The organism is uncultured Bradyrhizobium sp. (assembly GCF_947648125.1).
Taxonomy (GTDB): Bacteria; Pseudomonadota; Alphaproteobacteria; order Rhizobiales; family Xanthobacteraceae; genus Bradyrhizobium.
Genome location: NZ_CANSMR010000041.1, coordinates 1 through 23,757, shown reverse-complemented (window position 1 = coordinate 23,757; position 23,757 = coordinate 1). Strand labels below are relative to the sequence as shown.

Below are 23,757 nucleotides of genomic sequence, written 5' to 3'. Positions count from 1 at the left end.
TAACGGTGGACCGGGTGAACGCGCGGGCGAAGCGAATAACGAAGCTCGGACAGATCATGTCACGAGAATGCGGATGCTTGACCCACAGGCCGTGCAACAAACTCGGCGTCGTCCCGGCGAAAGCCGGGACCCATTACCACGAATGCGAATTGTTTGCGGGACGCTGCGGCCACAGCCTGCCTCAACAACGCAACTCTGTGGTTATGGGTCCCGGCTTTCGCCGGGACGACGCGTGGAAAGAGTCGTGGACTCACGCCCTCAATGCGGTCGCGACATCAGCGCCACGACGGCGGAGCGGGTCTCGACGCCGAGCTTCTCGAAGATATGGATCAGGTGCGTCTTCACCGTCGCGAGACCGATATTCAGGCACTCGCCGATCTCGCGGTTGGTGCGGCCGCAGCACAACAGCTCGACCACTTCCATCTCGCGCGAGGTCAATCCGTAGCGCGCCGGCTCGTCGGGATTCGAGGACAGGCGGCTGGTCAGGTTGAATTCGAGGTAATCGTGGATCTTCTCAGCAATGTGCATGCTGCCGTCGGGAATCGCGCAGCCCGGCGCCCAGAGCACGCTCATTCCGGCCACGATCCGGTCGTTGCGGCGGAAGAAGAATTCAATCATGTCGGCAACGCCGCACTGGCCGGCGAAGGCACGGTAGGTTGCCGCCTCCTGGGATGCGCATTGGCTAAGCGCGACGCTCAGTCGGGCAATCGGCCGGTTGCTCGCGGACCGCGGATGCAACGGATCGAGCCGGTTCATGCCGGCGAGATACTGGTCGTGAAAGCTCGGCGGGACGTTGCTGCTGAGCACAAAGCGGTTGAGGGTCAAATTGCCGTCGACCTCGTAGAACGCAGTCGCCGACCCCTCGAGAATCCCGCGCGCGAACTGAATGGCCTGCGTGGTCGCCGGATCCGGTCGGCCCAGAAGCGCGATCATGACCTACCTCCCGATGTTTCCCGATGGCGAACGTCTGCGCGTCGCATGGCCGGCACGCTGGGACAGACGCGGGATATAGTCAAGCAAATTGCGGGCCAAGCGCACATCCCTGAAACGGTTACGCCGGAGTAACCCGATGATCCCCTCCACCATCCGGTTGATTGCAGGCGGCGCGACCGATGCGGAACTTTCGCACGTCTCCCAATGTCATTGCTGGATCAAGAATGAATTCGCGTCGCATCATGGCCGCCTTCCCCTCGGCGGCCGACGAACAAGTCACGCTCGCCAACTGGCGTCAGCATCCCTTCAGCGAGTGGGCATTCCGCAATGTCCGCGAACTGCTGCCGACCGCCAACATCCCGCGCGCCGCGGCGCCGGCGCCGCTGTCCTTTGCGCCGCGCTATGTCGACGACGTCAGCTTCGCGAACCCGCGCGGCGAGACGATCGGCGTCGGCGAGGCGCTGCGCGCAAGCCACACCGACGGCATCGTCGTGTCGCATCGCGGACAGGTCGCCTTCGAATGGTATGCCCACGGCCTGACGCCGGACACCCCGCATCTGATCTTCTCGGTGAGCAAGTCGATCGCCGGAACGCTTGGCGGCATCCTGGCCGACCGCGGCAAGCTCGATCCCGATGCGCCGGTGACGTGCTACATCCCGGAGATGGAGGGATCGGTCTATGGCGGCAGCTGCACGGTGCGGCATCTGCTCGACATGAGCGTCGGCATCCGCTTCGACGAGGACTACATGGCGCGCGACGGCGACGTCATGAACTACCGGCGCTCGACTGGCTGGGAGCCGCCGGACCCGACCGTGCCGCCGAGCAATCTGCGCGACTATCTGCGCACGCTGCGGCCGAACGGTACGCCACATGGGCAAGTCTTCCACTACGTCTCGACCAACACCGACGTGCTTGGCTGGGTCTATGAGCGCGCCTGCGGTGTGTCCTACGCGAAAATCCTCGCGCACTATCTGTGGCAGCCGATGGGCGCCGAGCACGACGCCTACATCGCCGTCGATTCGCGCGGCGCAGCGCGCGTCGCCGGCGGCATCTGCGCCACACTGCGCGATCTCGCCCGCTTCGGCGAGATGATGCGCAATCACGGCATCAGCAACGGACGGCAGGTGGTGCCGAGTTGGTGGGTCGACGACATCAGGCAGAACGGCAATGCCGAGGCATGGTCGCGCGGCGACCTGACGAAAGTGTTTCCGAACGGCAACTACCGCAACAAGTGGTACACGATCGACCGCGGCGAAACGCCGTTTGCCGCGGTCGGCATCCATGGCCAATGGATCTACATCGATCCGACGAGCGAGACCGTGATCGCGCGCGTCTCCTCGCAGCCGCTGCCGATGGACCTCGATCTCGATCACATGTGGATGCGCGGCTATCGAGCGATCGCGGCGAGGCTTGCCGGCAGGGCCTGATAAGGCGCGGCATGGAAGGCGATTGAGGAAGCTTCATTCGATCGGCGGCCGCCGCGTATGCCAATCCGTCACCGATTGGAATGCGGCGCCGGCGCGGACCAGCACGTCCTCGGACAGATGCCGGCCGACCAGCTGCATGCTGAGCGGCATCTGGTCCGACGCCATGCCCATCGGCAGCGTGACGGTCGGGCTGCCCGAGAAGTCGAACACCGCCGTGAAGCGCAGAATGTTCAGGAGGACGTTGGGGTCGGCGCCGTATTCGCTCATCTTTGTCAGCGTTGGGATCGGCACCGGCATCGTCGGGATCAGCAAGAGATCGATATCCTCGAACATGGCAGCGAGGCTGCCTGCGAACCTCAGGCGCTCGTGATGGATCGCCGCAATATCGACGCCGCTCGTCGCCCTGCCCTGCTCGATCAGCTGCGCGAGGTCCGGACCATATTCCGATTTCCGCGACGGATAGGTGTCGAGGTGCGCCTCCGCCGTTTCCACCGAGCACATCGCAATCCACTGGCTGACGAGCTTCTGATAGGGCGGGAAATGCACCTCGCGGATGTCGGCGCCGAGATCGGCCAGCGTGCGCTCGGCCTGCACCAAAGCGGCAACGACCTGCCGATCGATTCCCTCCTGGGTGTACCTGCGATCGACGCCGATCCGCAGGCCCCGGATGCTCTCGCCGACGCCGGCCAGATAGTTCGGCACCGGGGCGCGCAAAGCGGTCGGATCGTTGGCATCCGCGCCGGCGATGACGCCGAGCATTGCTCCGGCGTCGGCCGCGCTGCGGCACATCGGCCCAACGTGATCGAGCGAGTCCGCCAGCGGGAAGATGCCGTGCCGGCTGACGCGGCCCCAGGTCGGCTTGATGCCGGTCAAGCCACAGGTCGCCGATGGAAACCTGATCGAGCCGCCGGTGTCGCTGCCGATCGAGCCGTAGCAGAGCCCCGCCGATGTCGCGACGCCCGATCCGCTCGACGAGGAGCCGACCCAGTAGTTCACATTCCACGGATTGAGCGGGGCCTGGACGGCCGGATGATGGCTGGTATAGGCGCCCTCCGTCATCTTGAGCTTGCCGAGCGTCACCGCGCCGGCGAATTCGAGGCGGTCCACGATCGTGGCGCTGAACGACGGCACGAACTTCGCATGGATCGTCGTGCCGCCCGCGGTTGGCGCAAACGTCGTGTAGCAGAGGTCCTTCAGCCCGATCGGAACGCCATGCAGCGGGCCGCGCCAGATGCCCTTGGCAATCTCCGCATCGCGCTGCTTTGCCTGCGCCAGGGCCCGCTCCGCAAGGACGTGCGCATAGCCATGAAACTGCCCATCCAGCTTTGCGATCCGGCCGAGGATCGCCTCCGTGATCTCCGCGGCCTTGGCCTCGCCGCGGCGAATGAGCCCGGAGATCTCGGTGATGGACTTGTAGTGCAATGGATCCGCTGACATGTCGTTGTGGCCCCGGCTAGAACTGGACGCCGCGCGTCAGGGCACCGTCCACCACGAGGTTGGTCCCCGTGATAAAGCTCGCCGCCTTGCTCGCAAGGAACACGGCGGCGTTCGCCATCTCCTGTGGCGTGCCCATCCGGCCGGTCGGGTTGAGCGCCAGCGCGGTCTTGTACAGTTCGGGATTGCCGTCCTTGATCATGTTCCAGACGCCGCCCTCGAAATAGGTGTTGCCCGGCGACACCGAATTGGCCCGAATGCCCTGGGCCGCGAGCTGGTAGGCGAGGCCTTGCGTGTAGTGGATGATCGCGGCCTTGAACGTCCCGTAGGGGCCGCTGGCAAAATCGACCTCGCGCCCCGACACGCTGGAGATCGTGACGATCGCCGCCGCCGCGCTTTTCTCGAGATACGGCATCGCCGCGTTGACGAGCCGCACCGTCCCCATCATGTCGGTGGAGAATTCCTTCTCCCAGCTCTCTTCGTCCTGCCCGATCGACAGCGCGCTGACATTGGCGACTACGACATCGATGCCGCCGAGCTTGGAGGCCATGTCGGCGACCCAGGCCTTCAGCGCCGGTCCGTTGGAGACGTCGACCGCGCCACCGAACGCCGCAACGCCCTTGGCCTTGATCGCGGCAACCGCAGTGTCGACATCCGCCTGATTGCGCGCGCAGATGCCGACATTGGCGCCCTCGGCTGCAAATGTGTCGGCGATCGCCCGGCCGATCCCCTTGGTGCTGCCGGTCACGAGAACCTTTGCTCCCTTGAGTCCCAGATCCATATCCATTCCCTCCGTTGTTATCGATTATGGAACGCGTACTGTCTCACCACATGGCGCGGCCGATCAAAGCAACAATTGCGCGCGAACATTGTCCGCGTTGACCTGCTCGCCGGCCAGCGATCGCGTGATCTTGCCCTTCTCCATGATGTAGCAGCGTTGGGCGATCGCCAGGATGGTGTCGAGGTTCTGCTCGACGAAGATGATCGTCGTGCCGAGCTCGGCGCGGAACGATTGCAGCGCCTCGCAGATGTGCTGCACGATCGAGGGCTGGATGCCCTCGGACGGCTCGTCGAGGATCATCAAGGAGGGATTGCCGATCAGCGCGCGGCCGATCGCAAGCTGCTGCTGCTCGCCGCCCGACATGGTGCCGGCGATCTGCCGCCGGCGCTCCTTCAGGCGCGGAAAATACGTGTAGACGAGCTCCGGCAGCTTCTTTCCGTCGGGTCCGCCGATCAGCTCGCCGACCTGCAGGTTCTCCTCGACGCTCATCTGCGGAAACACATCGCGGCCCTGCGGGATGTAGCCAAAGCCGGCGCGCGCCCGCGCATCGGCTTCGAGCTGCGTCACATCCTGATCCATGAAGGTGATGGTGCCGCGCCAGGTCTGCAGCAGCCCGATTAGGCACCGCATCAAAGTCGACTTGCCGACGCCATTGCGACCGATCACGCCGACGATCTCGCCGCGCGCAACCTGCATGCTGACGTCCTGCAGGATCGGCGTCGCGCCGTAGCCCGCCCAAAGTCCCGATACGTCCAGGATGCGATCAGTGGGCATGAGTCTTACCCAGATAGATTTCTGCGACCTTCTCGTCCTCCAGAATGGACTCGAGGCTGCCGCGCGCGAAGATCTTGCCAAGATGCAGAACGGTGACCCGCTGGGCGACCTGACGCACGAACGCCATGTCGTGCTCGACGACCAGAACCGTCATGCCCTCGGCATTGAACGACTTGATCAGTTCGCCGGTCTTGTAGGTCTCTTCCGGCGACATGCCGGCGGTCGGCTCGTCCAGCAACAGAAGCTGCGGCTGCAATGCCAACGCCATCCCGATCTCCAGCCATTGCTGCTGGCCGTGCGACAGCGCACCGGCGAGCTTGCCAGAGTCCTCGGCCAGATTGAGCAGCGCCAGCAGCCGCTCCTCCTCGGCCCGGCATTCCGCGCCCGAGAGACGTTCCTGCAGCGCGATCTGGATGTTCTGCCGCACCGGCAGTTCCTTGAACACGCTCGGCGCCTGCATCTTGATGCTCATGCCACGCTGCACACGTGCGTAGGGCCGCTCGGCGGTGATATCGACGGAGTCGAAGAAGATGCTGCCCGTGGTCGGCGGATAGAGGCCGACGATCAACTTGAACAGCGTGCTCTTCCCGGCGCCGTTGGGCCCGATCAGGCAATGGACTTCACCGGCATTGACCGTCAGATCGACCTCGGAGACGGCGGTCAGTCCACCGAAGCGCTTGGAGACGCCTTTTACATCGACCAGCGCCATGGATCAGGTCTCATCCGATTGCAGACGGGCGGTATCGGCAAGCGTCGGAGCCTCGTCGCGCCGCCGGCGCCTGCTCCACCAGTCGACGACGAGCTTGCCGATGCCAAGCACAAAGCCTTGCGGCGCCAGCATCACGGTGGCGAGCAGGAGCACGCCCATCAGCACCAGCGCGGCCTGCTGGCTGTAGACTGTGATGGTCTGGAAGCCGAACAGCAGCAGGAACGACCCGACCAGGGTCGCGGTCAGATCGTTGCGCCCGGAGAATGCCACCCAGACAATCGGCATCGCTGCCGCCGGGAGCCCGATGCTGGATGGCGTGATGAACTGCCCCCAGGACGTGTACAGCGCGCCGCTGAGGCCTGCGAGGCCGCTGCCGATCACGAATGTCAGGAGCTGATATTTGCGGACGTCGTAGCCGAGCATCTCGGCGCGCTGCGGGTTTTCCCGCGTTGCCACGATCACATTGCCGATGCTCGAGTTCACCAGCATGCGCAGCGCGACGTACACGATCACGATAAGCGCAATCATGACGTAATAGAGCGCCGACCCCTCAATGTCGAAATTGCCGACGGTGAGCGGGTCCATCCCCTTCATGCCGTTGAAGCCGTTCAGCCGCGCCGGTCCGATATGCCATTCCGGCCCGGCGGTCTGCCCGAGGAAGAAGGCAAGCACCAGCGTTGCCGACAGCGTCACGATACCGAAGAAGATCCCGCTGATGCCGCCCCAGATCATGAAATAGCCGAGGATCCCTGCCGCAATCATCGCGATGACGACCGAGAGAACGAGCGCGGCGATCGTGGCCGTGCCCCCGCCCATGTTGATGGCGAGCACGCCATAGCCGTAACCGGCGATGCCGAAGAAGAAGGTCTGGCCAAACGACAGCATGCCGCCGTAGCCCCACATCAGGCAGAGCCCGAGCGCCATGAAGATCCAGATCAGGAAGTAGGCAAAGTTGCCGACATCATAGGAGTCGGCGAACAGCGGATAGATCAGCGCCCCCGCCAGTACGGTAAGGAAGCCGGACCAAAAGATCTTTCCGCGTCCGAGCGTCTGCGGACCGTCGAGCAGCTTCAACATCAGCAATTCCCGTCTAGCGCCCACGACGAACCAGCACGCTGGATAGCCCTTCAGGCAGCACCCGGATGATCAGGATGACAGCAAACAGCATGCCGATCTGCCCAATGATTTGCCCGTAGCTCGCATTCAGCGCCATCCTGATCATCGCCAGGAACACCGCGGCCGGCGCGGTTCCGAGCAGAACATTGGCGCCACCGATCACTACCGTGACAAAGCTCTCGACCACGAAGGTCGCGCCCATGGTCGGGATCAGCGTCATGGTCGGCGCATAGAGCGCACCGCAGAGTCCCGCGAGCGCCGTGCCGATCCCGAAGCTGATGGAATAGATGCGCCCGGTGCGCGCGCCGAGCGCCTTCGCCATTGCCGCATTCTGCATCGTGGCGCGCGCGATCACGCCAAAGCGCGTCTTCATGAAGATGATGTAGAGCCCGGCCAGCACCGCCACGGCACAGCCGAACAGCACAAGCCGATAGGTCGAGAACGTGTAGCCTCCGATCGCAAAACTTCCTTCCGGCGTGCCGATGCCGCGCACCGCGGACCCGACGATCAGCAGCATCGACTGCGTCACGATCAGGCTGAGGCCCCAGGTCGCCAGCAACGAGTCCAGCGGACGTTTGTAGAAGCGCCGCACGACGAGGTACTCGACGATCATGCCGATGATCCCCGCGGTCAGCGCGGCCAGGATCTGGGCGATCGGCAGCGGCACGCCGAGATTCACGAGCCCGACCGTCACATAGGCCCCGCACATGATGAACTCGCCATGCGCCATGTTGATGACGCCCATCATGCCGAACACGATGGCAAGGCCCGCCGCCGACAGGATCAGGAACGCGAAGACGTCGGCGAACTGATAGAATACCGAGAAGAGTTCAGCCGACATTCCTGTCTCCATGGTCACGACGCCGCATCATTGCGGCGCCGGCTCGCTTCAAATTCGAGATGCAAAACACGAGCAAGATTCGTGCCCGTGCGCATCACGATTTGCTGGGAAGATGACTCGGCGTGTACTGGTCCTTGTCGTTCTTCTTGGTGAGGTCGCAGCCGATCTCGCCCAGCCAGTACGGCTGGATCGTGCCGTAGTCCTTCTCGACGGTCACTTCATGCTTGGGGCCGACCGAGATCAGGCGCATGCGGTGCGACGTGTGCTGGCTCTTCGGATCGATGCAGACCTTGCCCTCGGGCGCGTCGATGCAGGCATCACCGGTCGCGATCACCTTGCGCATGTCCTCGAGCTTGGTCGACTTGGCCTTCTCGACCAGCGCCTTGTACATGTAGAGCGCATTATAGGCGTTGTAGCCCATGTCGTTGATATAGAGCTCGTCGGGGAACTTGGCGTGCCAGCGCTTCTTGAAGTCGTTGGCTTCTGGCGTGTCGATTTCTTCGAACCAGTTGGCGGTCGCATGCATGTTGTTGAGCGCCGGCGGCTTGAACCGCTTGTGCTCGAAGCCGAGCATGATCTTGATCGAGGACCCCATCGGCAGATTGAGGTTGGCGGCGGCGGCCTGCTCGAAGAACGAGTCCTGCGCGGCGCCGACATTGATCGTCAGCAGCCAGTCCGGCTTCGCCTTCTGGATGTTTTGGATCGTCTGCGCAAACTGCGACACGCCGAGCGGGATGAACTCCTCACCCACGACCTCGCCGCCGAGGTCCTTCATGATCTTGCGGTTCCACTCGGCGGAGATCTGGCCGAAATTATAGTCGGCAGCGATGACGTAGACCTTCTTGCCGAATTTCTGGACCATCCAGGGGATCAGCGTCGAGAACTGCTGCTCCGGCACCGCGCCCATGCTGACCATGGAGGCGTCGCACACGCCGCCTTCATACTGGTTGGTGTAGAAGTACGGTGTGGTTGTGCGATCGACGATCGGACGCAACGCCTCGCGCGACGCCGAGGTAATGCCGCCGATCAGCACGTCGACCTTGTCGCGGTTGAGCAGCCGCCGGCCGAATTCCTGATAGCGGGCATTGTCACCTTGGGGATCAAGGTGGATCAGCTCGATCTGGCGGCCGAGAATGCCGCCGCTCTTGTTGATCTCCTCGACCGCGAGCTGCGATCCATGCAGCTTCGGCATGCCCATGAAGGCAAGGTCGCCGGAGACGTCCTCCAGCAAGCCGACCTTCAGCGGCGGGTCGGCCGCCTGAGCAGCGCCAATTGCAGCCGTCCCGAGCACGGCACCAAGCAAAGCCATTCCAAATATACGCCCCGAATTCATCGCGATGTTCCTTGTTGAAAGATGTTGGACGTCACGCCTTGAGGTAATTCTTCAGGATCGACGCCCCCATCGTGTATTTGGGGTCGACCATGTTGCCGAGCCGCATGCGGCCGGCCTGGCTGAGCAGCATGTAGGCGTCGATCTCGTCGAAGCCGTAATCGGCGCTCATCCAGCGCACGAGCTCGCGATAGGCGATCCGCGCGGCATCCTCGAGCGGCCGCGCGCTGCCGATGGTCATGATGAAGTCGCGCGTCTCGAGCCGCGGCCAGGCAAAGCTCCAGTTCTTGATCAGATCGATCTGCAGCGTCACGGTCGCGCGCTGTTCGAGCGCGACGCCCGAGAGCTCGCCGTCGCCCTGCGTGGCGTGGCAGTCGCCGACATAGAGCAGCCCGCCTTCGGCATGCACCGGAAAATAGATGATCGAGCCAGGTGCGACGTCGGGCAGGTCCATGTTGCCGCCGTGATAGTCGGGCTGCAGCGAGGAGATCGCCTCGATCTCGGGCGACACGCCGATGGTGCCGATGAACGGCTCATAGGGCAGCGTGATCTTGTCATTCCAGCGCACGCCGTTGCGATCGACATGCAGCTTCTTGACGCGCTCCGGCAGCGGCGGATTGAGCAGTGCCGTGGACGCGGTTCCGACCAGGCCGCCGAACTCCGGGATGATGCAGGTTGTCCCGGCCGGCTGCGCGCCGCGGGTCTCGACATCGCGGATATAGACGGCGAGGCAATCGCCCTTCCTGGCACCCTTCACCGCGATCGGCCCGCATTGCGGGTTCAGGTAGGGGAAGTTCAGCTTCGCGGTGGGGCTGTCGCTTTCGCTGGTGAGCACGCCGCCAAAGGCATCCTCGGTCTCGACGACGACAACCCCGCCCGGATCGATCGACAGCGTCGGCTTGGCATAGGGTCCATAGACGTAATGGAAGCTGCCCTGTTGCTCGATGGTCAAACTATGGGTCGTGCCGGTCGCGCCCTTGCCGACGGCGCGCTTGGCCATGATGGAACTCTTCAACCAGTCTTCGGTCATGCGAACGGCTCCTCAACTCAGATCGCGGGATGACGCTTGTGCCAGTCGGTGACGCGCTGGAAGGCATCGCCCGCACGGACGAGGCTTGCCTCGTCGAAATGACGGCCGACAAACTGGAAGGCGACCGGACCACCGTTCGGCGCGAAGCCGCCGGGGAGCGTCACGGTCGGGCTGCCGGTCATGTCGAACGGACAGGTGAAGCGCAGCAGCCCGGTAATCAGCGACGGGTCCTCACCCAGCGCCGCCATCTTGGCCAATGTCGGCGCAGCGAACGCCTGGGCCGGAACCGCGACGAGATCGACCGTCTCGAACAACAGCCGCACGGCGCCGCGAAACGCCTCGCGCCGCAGCACGATCTTCTGATAGTCCATGCCGGACTGCGCGCGGCCGAGATCGAGCAGGCCGGCGAGTGCCGGACCGTATTCGTCCTTGCGCGCCGGATAGGTCTCCTCGTGCGCAACGGCCACTTCGATGCCGCACAGCGGGAACCAGTCCTCGATCACGGCCTTCGGATCAGGGAACGTGATGTCCTTGATCTTCGCACCGAGATCAGCGGCAACCCGCAGGCCTTCGCTGAGCACTTTGCCGGCGGCCTCGTCGGTGCCCTCGCTGGTCCAGCGCCGATCGACCCCGATCGTCACGCCGCGCAAGTCTCCAGTCAGACCTGCGAGATAATCAGGCACGGCCAACGGCACGGACGTGGTGTCCTTGGGATCCTGGCCGGCGATCACGGCGAGGATCGCGCCGCAATCGGCCGCGCTGCGCGCCATCGGACCGATGTGATCCAGCGTTGCGGCGAGTTCGAAGGCGCCGTAGCGGCTGACACGCCCCCAGGTCGGCTTCAGCCCGGTGATGCCGTTGGCGGCTGAGGGAAAGCGGATCGACCCGCCGGTATCGGTTCCAAGCGAACCGAAGCAGAGCCCCGCCGAGGTGGCGACGCCGGAACCGCTCGACGAGGCGCCGGACCACAGATCGGCATTCCAGGGATTCTTCGGCGGATCGATCTTCGGGTGATGATCGGCATAGGCGCCCTCGGTCTGCTGCAGCTTGCCGAGAATAACAGCGCCGGCTTCCTTCAGCCGCGCGACCACGGTGCCATCCTCGCTGGGACGGAAGTCGCGATGAATGGTCATGCCGTGCGCGGCCGGCGCGCCCTTGACCCAGCACAAATCCTTGACGGCGATCGGCACGCCGTGCAGCGGCCCCTTGATCTTGCCGGATGCGATCTCCTTCTCGGCGGCCACGGCGTCGGCAAGCGCTGCGTCGCCCATCACATTAGCGTAGCTCTTGAGCTGGCCGTCGAGCTGCTCGATCCGCCCGAGCATCGCTCGCGTCACCTCGACCGGTGAGAGTTTCCTGGCCTGGATTTGCTGCCCGACCTCAATGAGCCCGAGATAGTGAAGATCCGTTGTCGGCATCGTTTCTCATCCCCGCACTTGGCACGACGCAAGCGCAGGCGCTGCCCATCACCGCGCATGCGCCTCCGGCTTGACGACACGGACGTGTCGTCAATTTGTTTGGCGGCAAAAGCAAAAAGCCACCCGCCCCTCCAAAACGAAGGTGACGAATGGCCCAAATGCCGCGGCTATGAACTATCGCGTGGGTCCGGGATCGAACGGAGCACTCTGCGCGGCGATCGGGACGTCATCGGCCAGATCGACGCACGCAAGGTTCGACAGGAAGCCCTGTAGGAGAAAATTCTAAGGAGGTGTGCAGCGCGTTGTCAACGAGGCTGGCTGCACAAATTTCGCGAGGTGCTGCGCAGCAAATCGGCATGACCACTTGCGCCGGTCTCTGCGAAGATGGTTTCCTGCATGAAGTGCACTGAAAGTTCTCGATGACGAAGCCGTCCATTCCCGTTGGCATTATCTGCTCGCAGCATGGGCCCTATCAGGCCATGGGGCGCGAGATCCTGAAGAGCGCCATGATGGCGGTCGACGAGATCAACGAGCAGGACGAGTTCGACTTCGCGATATCAGCACATGTCCGCGATCCCCGCGGCATCATTTCCGAATACCATACGGTCTGCGACGATCTCATTCGCAATGTCGGGGTCGAGCACATCATCGGCTGCTACACTTCGGCATCGCGCAAGCAGGTGCTTCCGATCGTCGAGCGCACCGACCGCCTGCTCTGGTATCCGGCGCGCTACGAGGGGTTCGAGTGCTCCGACAACGTCATCTACGTCGGGGCCTCACCCAATCACAACGTGCTGCCGCTGGTGCGCTACGTGCTCGACAATCTGTCGCGCGAGATTTTCTGCGTCGGCTCCAACTATGTCTGGACCTGGGAAACCAATCGCGTCACCCGCGAGCTGGTGACGGCGGCGCGCGGGCGGATTCTCGCGGAACGCCTGCTTGAGCTCGGTGAAAGCGCGGTCACGCACATCGTCGACGAGATCGTGCGGCGCCGGCCGCCGGTTGTGTTCAACACGCTGGTCGGCAGTTCAAGCTATGATTTCATCCGCGCCTTCCATGCCGCGACCCTTGCTGCGGGTCTCGACATCCCGATGCTGAGCTGCAGCCTGTGCGAGCCCGAGCTCAAGATCGCAGGTCCCGCATCGGCCGGCTGCATCACGTCGTCGGCCTATTTCGAAAGCATTCGCCTGCCCGAGAACCAGGCCTTCGTCGCACGCTGGAAAGCGCGCCACGGCGCGCACAGCAGCCCGTCGGTCGACGGGCAATCCGCCTATGTCGCGGTCTATCTGCTGGCTCGCGCGCTGCAACGCGCCGGCACATCCGATATCGGCGAGGTGCGGCGCGCCGCGGCCGGCCATCGCTACAATTCGCCGCAAGGTCCGGTCTGGATCGACGGCAGCAACAATCACTGCGTCCTGACGCCGCGGCTCGCCGTCTCCAATGCCGAAGGACAGTTTGACATCTTCTGGGAAGCTGAAGCCCCGGTTAAACCGGATCCCTATCTGACGCAGCTCGACATCGCCGCCGGCCCCGCAAGGGATGGAACGTTGCCGAATGCGCCCCATTTGCGGGTTGTGAAATGAGCAAGCCGTCTTCATTCTCGCTGCGCGGACGCAAGGCGCTCGTCGCCATCAAGGACGAGCGCGACGCCACGATCGTCAGGCGTCAGTTCGAGCGTCTCGGGATCGACATCGTCATATGGGATGGCGGCCCCAAGATCGACTGCCGGCCGGACGTGACGCTGATCGACGACGAATTCCTGCCGCTCGCCTCGACGGCGCAGCGCGCGTCGCTTGGGCGAAGCCCGGTCATCGCCCTGCTCGGCACCGAGACGCCGAGCCGCCTGAAGCTGGTGCTCGACCTCGATCCGGCCTCATTCCTCGTCAAGCCGCTGCGCTCGGCCGGCATCTATGCCGCGCTCGTCCTGGCCTTCGAACGAAGCGAGCGCACCAATGAGCTGAAGCAGCAGGTGCTCAAGCTCGAACAACGGCTTCGATCCCGCCGCGTCGTGCTCGCCGCCGTCCTCCAGGTCATGCACACCCATGCGCTGGCCGAGCCGGCCGCCTTTGCGCTGATCCGGCGAGCCGCCATGGAGCAGCGCAAGACCATCGAGGAGCTCTCGGCCGAGATCACGGCAAACGGCTCCCTGCCCCGCGCAGCCGGCTAGACCCGCGTCGCTAATGCCAAATCGCAGCCCCGCCACGTAGGCAGAAGTTAGTTCGCGACTTGACGGCGCTCATCCGGCGTCAGCTTCTTCATCTGCTCCGCGGTCAACTGGCCATCGCCGATCAACTGGAAAGCGCTGTTCGGATCGTATTGGCTCTGCTTGTCGTTGCCGCGCCGCTTTTGATCATCGCCGCCGTCGCCACCACCGTAGCCGAGCACTTCGACGATGATGACGGAGGGCTGCTCGTTTGCCTGCGGCAGCGGCACGGCCGCTTGCTTGGCAGCGGCGCCCGCCGTGTTCGAGGCCTCGCTCAGGGCGCCCATGTTGGGCGCCTGAACTTGCGGCACGCCGATGACGCCACCCTGCGCCTGAATGTTGGCAGCGTTGACGATATGCAAGGCCGCGATGTTGACGAAGCTCGACGCGCGGATTCCGGCTTCGCCCGCATCGACGGTGCCGAGCGGCGCAATCAGATCGATGGTTCCGCGCGCCACCTCCGGGATCGGTTGCAATGTTGCGATGCCGGCGCCGCTGGACGGTACCACCGGCGATATCGTGACATTGCCGTAGTTGTCGTAGGCGCGTTTCGGCGGCGTATAGATCACCGTGGTCTTGGCGCCGCGGCCGGCATTGATGTCGCCCTCCGCCGACCAGATGACGATATTGCCGCCGAACGTGGTCATGATGCGCGAGAGCCCCAACAACACGCTGTTCTGCGAGTAGATCTGGATGTTACCCGCGCCTTGCGTGATGAGGCCGGCATCGGCGCCCGGCAGCAGCCCTTCGGTGCCGATCGTGACGCCGCCGCCCGGTGTGAGGAACTGGATGTCGCCGCCGAAATCGGTGTGAACAAAGCCGCTTTGAATGGCGTAGTTCGGCTTGCCTAGCGTGCCGGTCGCCGCGGTGAATATCGTGATGTCGCCACGGTAGGCGGCCTCATTTGGGAACAGCGCGGCGATCGCCTCGCGCCCGCGCAGATAGGAGCCGGCGCGCGGGCCGCCGACTTCGTTGTACTCGCGCCCGCCTGCGGTCAGCTCGGCATAGTAGACCTGGCGCAGGAAGACTCGCTGCTGCGCATGTGCCAGCGTGAGGAAGTAGTTGAGCGCATCGGCCTTGGCCCCACTGTACCCGACGCGTTGCTTCAGCCAATCGTAGAGCTCGTCGCCATAGGTCTTGGCCACCTTGCCGGGCTGGTCAGCGATCGGCCCCGCGCCCGCAAGATTGTGTGGATCAAGATAGAGCCTGGCAAAGCCGGACCAGTCCACCTGTCCGATGCCGATCTCGCCCGCGCCGACGCCGGCTTGCATGACGACACCAGCGCCGGGCCGGTTGTCGCCGGCGGCGAGAGCTCCGATGCTTTCGACCGTCGCCGTTGATCCCTGGTAGATGTTCTTGGCCGCCGTGATTTCGAGCGTACCCGGTCCGGCAATATCCCAGCCTCGGTTTACTCCACTGTCGTTGCCCGGCCAACCTGCATAGATGATGCTGCCGCCGGCCGCGATGGTGGACACATCGTTGATATCGGTGTGCAAGATCAGACCCTTGGTGCTGACGATGTCACCACCCGCAAGCATCTGCAGCGGTCTTGCCGCCTGATAGTAGACACTGTTCACGGCAGCGCCGGCGACGGTCCGGCCCGTTGTCAGGATCCGGCCATAGGTGACGCTCGTGATATCGCCGTTCACTGCATAAATGCGCGACAGATCGCTCTGGACCGGCACAACCCTGTCCTTCACCGTGTTTGCATCGAACACGAAGGGCTGTCCGCCGCTGCCGTAAGAGTAAACCGTTTGCCCGCCGTTGATTTGATCGCTGACCGCATTGTAGTCGCCCCAATAATTGGACGCAGTGATGCTCGCTCCATCCGTCAGGGTCGCCCAGCCAGGCCTGAACGGCGTTGCCAAGCCCGACGTCGGTGTCGTCAATAGACCGGTCTCAAGCGCGTTGCCGAAGATCGATCCTTGTGCGAGGACCTCGAATGCGCCGCTCGGTGACGGCAGCAGCATTCCCCCACCGAAGCCGTAGATATTTCCGTTTGCGGCGACCGCCCGCACGATCGAGGGCAGGAAACGGGAGCTGACCGGGCCGCTGCCCGGCGAGAGCGAACCGCCCGCGGCCATCATGTCGACTGCGGTGGTCCCGGTCCACAGCGTGAACCAGCTCGCCCCCTCGCCGCCGTTGCCGGCGGCGGTCAGACCGGTGGTGCCGACGCGGCCCGGATCGAGAATGGTTCCGACCGCCAGGTCGCCACGGGCGCGGATGTCGATCGCACTGTCGCCAGGTGCGAAATCGCCACCACTGAGAGTGGTCATTGAATAGGGCGTCAGCGGATTGATCGGCCGCGGATCCAACCCGTAGTTGCGGTCATTGGTCGCGGTGAGGCTGCCGAAATCTCCAGTCGCGACATCCATTGCACCGCGCAAGTCCACGAATTGATTGCCGCCGGTGCCGATATTGCTCGCCTTCACCGACAGCGTGCCGCCGCCGGACTGCACAAGGCTGCCATCGGCCATCACGCGGCCGCTGCCGCCGACGGCGATGACGACGCCCCGCCCTGCGTCACCGACCGTGCCTCCGGCTTGCACCGTGACATTGCCGCCGCCGAGCGCGCCGAGACCGGAGAAGGCTGATAGTCCCAGGGACAAACGGCTTTGATCGCTGATCAGATCGAACGTATAGCTGCCGAAATTGATCCCCCAGGCGGTCCGCTGGCCGATCTCCGAACCACCCTGGCGCCACAACCAGGACCCGATCTCCGTCGTCCGCTTCGCCAGCGTGCCTCTGACATCGCCCTGCGCGACAAGCAGGAAGTCGCCGCCATGCTCGGCGTAGTACATCCGCTCCGGGCCGAGCGTCGGCTTATAGTTGGCGTTTGCCGATCCCAGTACCGTGCCATCGGCCAATGTGCCGCGGTCAAGATTGTAGGGATCGTTCGCCGCCGTCCCCGTCTCCTTGATCGCGGTGCCAGCGGTGTAGACGCCAAATGGCGATTGCTGGTCGTAATTGCCACCGGCGAGAAGTTCGAGATTGCCCGTCCCGGTGCGCACGACGCTGACGCCTGATGTCGTCGGCTTGTTGACGGTGACATTAAATGGATCGTTCAGCACCACATTGCCCGAACCGGCCAGCGCGTCGGCCGTCTGCAGCACGCGGCTGTCAGCGCTGGCAAGATCGGCACCGCCGACCAGCCGCATCGACCAGGATTGCATCCCGGGCGTCAGCATCGGTGCGATCGCCCAGATCTGGCGATCACCTGGCCCCGTCAGCAGGCTGACGACCGTTCCCTGTGGCAGCACGAAGCCGACTGGGAGATCGACGTCTTGCCGGAACGTAAAGCCTCTGAAGAGTGTAAGGTCCGTGTTGGGGGGAAGCTTCGTCGGGTAAAAAAAAATTCCTGCCCCAAGGAGCCTGTTCGCACCGGGACCATCGAAATAGACACCCGCGCTGAGCTTGGTGCCAGCCGGCCAGGTCACCGTACCCTGGAGCAGATCGCCCGCCTTATAGAGGACGCTGCCGTCCGAATTGTAGATGTTCCCGCCCCTTAACGTTGGCTTGATGCTTCCAGGCAGGGCTAGCCTGAACTGCTGAGACAATTCGATATCGACGGGCAGCGGATGGTCGCTGCTCGGAGTGACGCCGATCCTGCGATCAATACCCGGACCGGTGGCCGTGAACTCCAGCCACAGGTTCACCCGGGCCGTCGCGGGAAGCTTCGATCCCGTGCCGAGCGTCGTTCCCCCGAATTTGACGGTATAGCCACCGGCCCCCACCGTGGCGTCCTGCATCAGTGTTACGACCGCGTCGGGCGATGCCGGCGGCGGCGCGAAGCCGTCGGTGATGCTGCCGTTGATCTTGAGATCGGTGGCCGCGCGAATGACAAGCACGCCCGGCTCGCCGGAGCCGCGCACAGCCGGATCGGCATTTGGACCATAGCGATAGCCGGAGAGATCGAGATCGCCCTTCGTCGACAGATCACCGCTTGAGGTGATGGCAACGCCAGGCCGCAGATGGAAGGCCGAGCCATAGGCCGCAAGCCCGGCAAGGCGGTTCTGTAAGTCGCCATTCTGGAGCGCCGCGTTGATGAACTTCGTGCTGTCGTCGTGCAGCCCGTCAAGATAAGCCTGATCGATGACGCTGCCGCCCGGCAGGTCGTAGGTTCGGAAGCCGTTCATCGCGATGCTGCCGGCACCGCGAATATTGAGCGGCCCACGCGCGTCGACGGCGATATCGTTGGCACCCGCACCGTCTCCGCCGGTGCCGCCGCGGCGCGGCGCGTTGAGCTCGAGCCTGCCGCGCTGCACGCCATCGGGCGAGGTCATGTCGATGGTCGCGCCCGCGGCCAACGTCATGGTGCCGTGCGTGGTGGTGAGTTCGACATGCGCGGTGTTGTTGGCTTCGATCGGCGCGCCGTAAGAGTCGGTCTGCAGCACATTGCCGTGAACATCGAGCACGGCATTCGATGTGAGCGTGAAATCGTCGCGCGCGGACAAGCGGATGGTACCGGGCTTCGACCCGCTCGCGTCGATCCTGCCCGTGACGGTGAGGCTGCCTTGATCGACCGAGATCGTCAGGTAGCGCGCCTTGACGCCATCGCCGACGACAAGGCTGCCCTGGCGGAGATCGAAGCTGCGGGAGCCGAAGAAACCGGCATCGTTGAGCTTGGCATTCAGCGCGGCGAAATCGCCGAAATTCTGCGCCGCGACCGTGAATTGGCCGCTATCGTAATCGCCGGTCGACGATCCCATGAGCGTGCCGCCGAACGACACCTGCCCATGCGCGGCGTCGATCGCCTTGGCCGCAATCGAGCCCGCCGCGTTGTTCATGGCCGAGACATCGATCACCGAACCCGCATTCTGGATGATGTTGCCCTTGGTGGAGTTCAGGATGAGATCGCCGCCCCAGCTGTACTTGGTGACGTCGAAGAAGGCGATGCCGCGGCCCGACAGGTCGACCGTGGCGTTTGTGCCGAGCACGACATCGTGCGTCGCATTCAGCGTCAGCTTGCCGGACGGCAAGGCGAATGCGGTGTCGGCAAGAACGCTGTCGCCGGTGAAAGAGAGCGTGCCGCCGAGATCCGTCACGCCACGCGTGTCGGCGGGAGCGGACCCCACCGGCGTGACCAGACGGACGGCTGCGCCCGCGCTGATATCAAGCGTAGCCCCGCCGCTCGCCGTGATCAGCGGGGTCGCGATGGTGAGCGCGCCGCCCTGCAACGCGCCGGTGCTGTCCTGGCTGAGCCCCACCTTCAGCGTGCCGTTGCTGTTCGCGGTGATGCGTTTCGCAGCCGTCAGCGTAACGTCGGAGAAGCCGAGCGCAATACGGTTCAGCGTTGCACCATCGGTCGGCTTGCTCAGCGAGGCGTCATAGCCGAACAGAATCTCGTTGGCCGTGATGGCGAGACGCCCCGCGCCCGTGCCGGGCCCGCCGGGCAGGACCGCGCCAGGCGCCTGGCTGCCGTAAGGGCTCGTGGTGCTGCCGTTGCCCGTGCGAATGCCGTTCCAGACCAGCGTGTCGGCGGTGATGCTGGCGGTGTCGCCCGCGGCGCCGAGGCCATAAATCGCCGGTGTATTGAGAACGAATTTGAGGGAATCGGTGGAGGCGCCGCCCCGGCGCGTGGCGTCGAGGTCGACACTGCCGATCAGGTTGAAGGCGCCGCTTGCCGTGATGATGAGTTGCTCGAGCGTCGGGCTGCCGGCAGTCGTCGACGGCCGCAGCAGCTTGTCGAGCACACTCTGGGTGAGATTCCAGCCCGACGGCAGCTGGCCTGCGGCCTGCGCCGCGGCAAGCGCGGCCGCGGTGCCGACATTGATCTGCTCCTGCGTGACGTTGAGGTAACGCGCGCCGAAATTGACGTCACCCATTGAGAGTCCGCCCGGCGCGGCCAGCACCACGCTGCCGTCCGTGAGCAACGAGGCACCGCTCGCGATGCTGATGTTGCCCGGCCCAACCGCGTCCAGGAATTGGAACCGGCCATTGGCGACCGCGAGCACGGCCGGACTGTAGGCAGGGTTTGCAGACGAGTCGGTAGATATGTTGGCGTAGGAGTAACCCAGCGTGGAATCGATCACGTTGCTGCTCAGCCCGCGCGTGTCGATGGTCGCGCCGCCCGCCATGTTGACCGTCTTGCCGATCAGGAACACCTGGCCCGCACGGATCGTAGCGCCATCGAGCAGGTTGACGGCTGCGGTCGAACTCCCATCAAAGTAAATATTGGCGCCGGCCCCGGGATTGTCGACCTCGAAGTACACGCTTGCGCCACCCAGCAGCACCGTCGATGCCTTGAAGGCATTGATGTCGTCGCTCGAAATTGACGTATGACCCGCTACGGGTGCGGTTCCCGGTGCCGTGATGTCGAGCACGCCGTCAGCCGATGAGGCGAGCCGCGGCCTGATGACGAGCGTGCCGTCAACGCCGCCTTTGGCGCCGTCGAACAGCGCGGTGCCGGCGAAGGACAGCGATTTCGTATTGTCCGGCGACGGGAAGAGATTCAGTACAAGGACCTTGCCGTCTTCCGGCAGATGAGGCCGGAAGCCACCGAACTGGGCCGCCTGTGCGCGCTCGAAATCGGCATAGCCGGTCTCGTTATACTGCGAATAAAGCCGCGTGGTCTGACCGGAGGTCAGGATCACCCGGGTTGGCAGCGTGTCCCTGATTCCGGCGTTGGCAACGCCGAGATAGCCTGACGTGACCACGGAGCCATTGCCCGCGGTCACGGGCGCCATCATGGTCGTTCCTGTCGCGGCAAGCTCGACGCGGTAACCGCCAGGCAACAGCGCGTAGCTCGAGGGCAGCAGCGTATAGGTGCCCGCGGGCAATCCCGGCGCACCCGAAGGAAACGTGATCTGCTGGCCGATCACGGGATCACCGGCGCCATTGGATGCGATCACTGGCGCGTAGTCGGCGGCGTAACCGGGCAGGATGGCATAGACCTTGTTGCCCGCAGCGCTGTAGCTGTTGACCGGATTGGCGTTAACGAGCGCGGTCTTCAGCACGTCGACCGAACCGCCACGGCCGGAGATGAAGCCCGCGCCGGTGAGTGTGCCGCCGCCGGAGAGATCGAGCACCGAGCCCGGCTCGCCCACAACAGACGCGGCATTGATCAAAATGCCGCTGGCGATCTTGAGATTGCTCGTATGATCGTCATAGAAAGCGCTCGCCAGATTGTGCAGCGTGCCGTCCGCGCCTTGATAGGTGATGCCATCCGAGGTGCCGCCAAACGGCATGATCAAGCCGGCTGCGCTCGCGGAGGTGATGCTTCCGCTGCGGAAGACGATCCGCGCAGCATCATTGTTGAACCAGATGCGGCCCAGCGGCGCGCGAAGAACGCCCCCTGGTCGATATTGGCGGCAACAAGAGTTAGATCGCCGAACACCGAAGCCGGTACCGCCGGTGTCTGGTCGTCGTTGCGGCGGATAACGAGACGGGCGTCGGGATCATAGGCGGCACTTATTCCAACCAAGATCGTGGCGACCGCGCCGCTCAAGGGATAGATCTGGCCGGCGGTCAGCGCGAGGTTTTCAACATCGAGGCCGCCATTGCCGAACCGGATATCGCCGCTGCTCTGCAACGCGACCTGATGAAACCCGCGGGCATCGAATGGAATGCTGACAGGACGTCCGGGACCGAGATCGACCGCCCCACTGCCCTGCACGCCGGTGGCTCCGAACAGGACGGAGCCGTAGACATCGATCAAGTTGCCTGCGACGGAGAAACTTCCGCCCGCCGCCGGATTGCGGACGTGGAGATTGTTGATCCCGGGGGCATATCCCACCGACGTCTGCGCATCGGCGGCGTTGTAGACGCCATCGAGCCGGACATAGGGCGCGGACAAGCGAACTGTGCTGTTCGGGGTGTCAGGCGCCGCGGCGATGAGGCCGCTCGAAAGCCGAAGGCTGCGCGAGAGGCTGAGATCCACATTGCCGTCGAAGATGAGAAGATCGCGGGTATAGAGCACGAGCGAGCCGAAGCCGCCCTTCTCGACCTGGTTGACGCCAATCACCGTCCGTCCGAATTGCAGGGCCGGATCGGCCTGACCAGGCGACAGATCGGCGCTCAGGCCGCTGCCTGTGGCGGTCTGCACGAGCGTGATATCGCGCGACCTCTGGAACTCCAGCGGCAGATCGCCGCTGGCATAGGGCGAATTGGCGTTCGGCTGTCCTACGATATAGCCGCGCCACGACATGGTCAGGTTCAGCGCGCCGCCCGACGCGCCGCTACCGCCGGCCGCCGCGCGCAAGGTGCCATCGAGCGCCATGCCGAAGCTGGAATAGAGCGAGATCGTCCCGCCATCACTCGCGGCAAGCGTCGGGATATAGCTGTAGCCGCTCTGCACATCGACCAATGCAGAGGTACCCGACGCGTCGATCAGCGCGCCCGGGCGAACGATCACGAAGGCGTCGCTGACAACGGGATTTTTCGGATCCAGCGCTCCGATGCGGATCGTGCCGCCGTCGGGCACGGCCGCATACGAAACCCCGCGCTCATCGCGTCCCACCGCATCACGCGCGGAAACATCCAGCACCGCGTCGTCGCCGATCCAGAACGAACGCGTCAGGCCGAACTCGCCGTAACCCATATTGTAGCGGGCGTCGCCGGTGGCGTCCTGCAGGCTCGCGATCAGGATATTGCCGGCGGGTGCCCTGATCGCTCCGTCGATCAGGGTCTGGCGATTGGCGAAGATCGAGACCGAATGCCCTGGATCGACGCTGACGGACGCGCCCTTCGCCAGCGTGAAATCATGCAGGCTCCAGAACGTCAGATCTGCGCCGACGCGCGGCGTCGCGCTGCGCGTGAAGGAATTGATCGTGAATTTGGCGGGCGTCCAGAGGTCCGCGGCCTCCGTGACGAGGCTCCCGCTGGGCGTGGTGAAACTGCGCGAGGTGAAGCGATAGACCGGCACCTCGGCGTCCACACGGACACCTTCGCCGATCTGGATGCCGATGTTGCTGCTGATGTTGTAGGCCGTGAAACCGGACTGGAAGATCGCCGGATCGAGCACCAGCGCATCGGCCACGGCTTCGCCGATCGAGATCTCCTGGCCGGCGTTCAGCGTCAGCGTGCCGCCGCCACCGAAGCCGTAGGCGCGAATGGTGCCGTCGAGGATGAGCGGATTGGTGAAGAACTGCGTCCAAGCTAGATGCGAATAGTCATTGGCCACCAGGCTGACATCGCCGCCCTTGCCGCCCTGTGTCTTGCCGTTCGCCAGGATGGCGCCACCTGACGACACATCGATGAGCGACCCGCTCGCAAGCGTGATGCCGCCTGTGGTCGAAACGGTGAAATTGCCGCCATTGAGATGCGCCCGGCCGGACCCATCCGTTCCGGTCAGTTCGTTGCTCCACAATCCGCTGAGATCGACGGCGACGTTCTGGCCGATCGTGACCTGCGACTTGCCGTTCGCATAGTTCAGCGCCCACCATAGCTCGTTCTGCCCCTGGCCGAATACGGCATGCATCAGATTGGTCAGCGTCGCGCTGCCACCATGCGCCGTGACGTTCGCGCCGATCTCTATATGCGGCGCCATGAAGGTCACCTGCGCGCCGGGAGCAAGCTCAAGCGGCGCCTCGACGAGGATGTCCTTGCTGCTCGCAACGCTGAGACCGCCCAGCCTGGCGACATTGAGCGCGTCCGAATTGAAGAATGCGGTCCCGATCCGGTTGTCGGGCAAAACCGAGGTGGTATTCAGCGCATCGGTGATCTCAGGCGCCCGGCCGAAGACGACCTGCGCGGCGGATGCACCGGTGAGGCCAAGCCCCGAATAGCCACCGAGCGCGAGCTTGCCCTGGAGCGGCGCGACA

14 protein-coding genes and 1 pseudogene are annotated in these 23,757 nt (G+C 64.3%); 3 read left to right on the top strand and 12 right to left on the bottom strand.

Annotated elements, in window-relative coordinates:
- Positions 1 to 258: 258 nt before the first annotated feature.
- Positions 259 to 933 carry a LuxR C-terminal-related transcriptional regulator gene (locus Q0030_RS37390; RefSeq protein WP_298379126.1) on the bottom strand — a complete coding sequence of 225 codons (675 nt, stop codon included), beginning with the start codon at positions 931 to 933 and terminating at the stop codon, positions 259 to 261.
- 224 nt (positions 934 to 1,157) lie between these two features.
- Here Q0030_RS37390 and Q0030_RS37385 point away from each other — a divergent pair, with 224 nt between their 5' ends.
- Complete coding sequence (locus Q0030_RS37385) at positions 1,158 to 2,360, top strand: serine hydrolase (protein WP_298379123.1); 1,203 nt, start codon at positions 1,158 to 1,160, stop codon at positions 2,358 to 2,360.
- A gap of 33 nt (positions 2,361 to 2,393) precedes the next feature.
- On the opposite strand, the gene Q0030_RS37380 is transcribed toward Q0030_RS37385, so the two are convergent.
- From Q0030_RS37380 to Q0030_RS37340, 9 genes are all read right to left on the bottom strand, one after another.
- A complete protein-coding gene (locus Q0030_RS37380) occupies positions 2,394 to 3,797 on the bottom strand; it encodes an amidase (protein ID WP_298379120.1) in 1,404 nt (467 codons plus the stop codon).
- A gap of 16 nt (positions 3,798 to 3,813) precedes the next feature.
- On the bottom strand, positions 3,814 to 4,575 hold the full coding sequence (locus Q0030_RS37375; RefSeq protein WP_298379118.1) for an SDR family NAD(P)-dependent oxidoreductase: 762 nt from the start codon (positions 4,573 to 4,575) through the stop codon (positions 3,814 to 3,816).
- A 63-nt stretch (positions 4,576 to 4,638) separates the two neighbouring features.
- Entirely contained in the window at positions 4,639 to 5,349 is a 711-nt protein-coding gene (locus Q0030_RS37370) for an ABC transporter ATP-binding protein (protein WP_298379115.1), read from the bottom strand.
- The gene (locus Q0030_RS37365) at positions 5,339 to 6,058 is read right to left on the bottom strand and encodes an ABC transporter ATP-binding protein (RefSeq protein WP_298379112.1); all 720 of its coding nucleotides are present in this window, start codon (positions 6,056 to 6,058) and stop codon (positions 5,339 to 5,341) included. The genes Q0030_RS37370 and Q0030_RS37365 overlap by 11 nt, the downstream gene beginning before the upstream one ends.
- Before the next feature lie 3 nt (positions 6,059 to 6,061).
- The gene (locus tag Q0030_RS37360) at positions 6,062 to 7,135 is read right to left on the bottom strand and encodes a branched-chain amino acid ABC transporter permease (protein WP_298379109.1); all 1,074 of its coding nucleotides are present in this window, start codon (positions 7,133 to 7,135) and stop codon (positions 6,062 to 6,064) included.
- Positions 7,136 to 7,148: 13 nt separating this feature from the next.
- Positions 7,149 to 8,015 (bottom strand): branched-chain amino acid ABC transporter permease, encoded by an 867-nt coding sequence (locus Q0030_RS37355; RefSeq protein ID WP_018270848.1) that lies wholly within the window; start codon positions 8,013 to 8,015, stop codon positions 7,149 to 7,151.
- Between the two features lie 94 nt (positions 8,016 to 8,109).
- Positions 8,110 to 9,324, bottom strand: coding sequence for an urea ABC transporter substrate-binding protein (locus Q0030_RS37350; RefSeq protein WP_298379098.1), 1,215 nt, complete (start codon positions 9,322 to 9,324; stop codon positions 8,110 to 8,112).
- A gap of 55 nt (positions 9,325 to 9,379) precedes the next feature.
- Positions 9,380 to 10,375: an acetamidase/formamidase family protein gene (locus tag Q0030_RS37345; protein WP_298379095.1), complete on the bottom strand. Its 996-nt coding sequence runs from the start codon at positions 10,373 to 10,375 to the stop codon at positions 9,380 to 9,382.
- A gap of 17 nt (positions 10,376 to 10,392) precedes the next feature.
- Positions 10,393 to 11,793, bottom strand: a complete 1,401-nt coding sequence (locus tag Q0030_RS37340) for an amidase (RefSeq protein WP_298379094.1) — start codon at positions 11,791 to 11,793, stop codon at positions 10,393 to 10,395.
- A 419-nt stretch (positions 11,794 to 12,212) separates the two neighbouring features.
- On the opposite strand from Q0030_RS37340, the gene Q0030_RS37335 reads away from it, so the two are divergent.
- Together Q0030_RS37335 and Q0030_RS37330 are read left to right on the top strand one after the other, a co-directional pair.
- Entirely contained in the window at positions 12,213 to 13,376 is a 1,164-nt protein-coding gene (locus Q0030_RS37335; RefSeq protein WP_298379091.1) for a transporter substrate-binding domain-containing protein, read from the top strand.
- A complete protein-coding gene (locus Q0030_RS37330) occupies positions 13,373 to 13,960 on the top strand; it encodes an ANTAR domain-containing protein (protein WP_298379088.1) in 588 nt (195 codons plus the stop codon). Before Q0030_RS37335 ends, Q0030_RS37330 begins: the two co-directional genes overlap by 4 nt.
- Positions 13,961 to 14,007: 47 nt before the next feature.
- Here Q0030_RS37330 and Q0030_RS37325 read toward each other — a convergent pair whose 3' ends face one another.
- A complete protein-coding gene (locus tag Q0030_RS37325) occupies positions 14,008 to 21,183 on the bottom strand; it encodes a filamentous haemagglutinin family protein (RefSeq protein WP_298379180.1) in 7,176 nt (2,391 codons plus the stop codon).
- Between the two features lie 2 nt (positions 21,184 to 21,185).
- Positions 21,186 to 23,757, bottom strand: a pseudogene (locus Q0030_RS37320) (hypothetical protein); the annotation flags it as partial.

Coding starts and splice junctions, on each gene's coding strand:
- Q0030_RS37390 (WP_298379126.1), bottom strand. CDS start 933: ATGATCGCGCTTCTGGGCCGACCGGATCCGGCGACCACGCAGGCCATT.
- Q0030_RS37385 (WP_298379123.1), top strand. CDS start 1,158: ATGAATTCGCGTCGCATCATGGCCGCCTTCCCCTCGGCGGCCGACGAA.
- Q0030_RS37380 (WP_298379120.1), bottom strand. CDS start 3,797: ATGTCAGCGGATCCATTGCACTACAAGTCCATCACCGAGATCTCCGGG.
- Q0030_RS37375 (WP_298379118.1), bottom strand. CDS start 4,575: ATGGATCTGGGACTCAAGGGAGCAAAGGTTCTCGTGACCGGCAGCACC.
- Q0030_RS37370 (WP_298379115.1), bottom strand. CDS start 5,349: ATGCCCACTGATCGCATCCTGGACGTATCGGGACTTTGGGCGGGCTAC.
- Q0030_RS37365 (WP_298379112.1), bottom strand. CDS start 6,058: ATGGCGCTGGTCGATGTAAAAGGCGTCTCCAAGCGCTTCGGTGGACTG.
- Q0030_RS37360 (WP_298379109.1), bottom strand. CDS start 7,135: ATGTTGAAGCTGCTCGACGGTCCGCAGACGCTCGGACGCGGAAAGATC.
- Q0030_RS37355 (WP_018270848.1), bottom strand. CDS start 8,015: ATGTCGGCTGAACTCTTCTCGGTATTCTATCAGTTCGCCGACGTCTTC.
- Q0030_RS37350 (WP_298379098.1), bottom strand. CDS start 9,324: ATGGCTTTGCTTGGTGCCGTGCTCGGGACGGCTGCAATTGGCGCTGCT.
- Q0030_RS37345 (WP_298379095.1), bottom strand. CDS start 10,375: ATGACCGAAGACTGGTTGAAGAGTTCCATCATGGCCAAGCGCGCCGTC.
- Q0030_RS37340 (WP_298379094.1), bottom strand. CDS start 11,793: ATGCCGACAACGGATCTTCACTATCTCGGGCTCATTGAGGTCGGGCAG.
- Q0030_RS37335 (WP_298379091.1), top strand. CDS start 12,213: ATGACGAAGCCGTCCATTCCCGTTGGCATTATCTGCTCGCAGCATGGG.
- Q0030_RS37330 (WP_298379088.1), top strand. CDS start 13,373: ATGAGCAAGCCGTCTTCATTCTCGCTGCGCGGACGCAAGGCGCTCGTC.
- Q0030_RS37325 (WP_298379180.1), bottom strand. CDS start 21,183: ATGCCGTTTGGCGGCACCTCGGATGGCATCACCTATCAAGGCGCGGAC.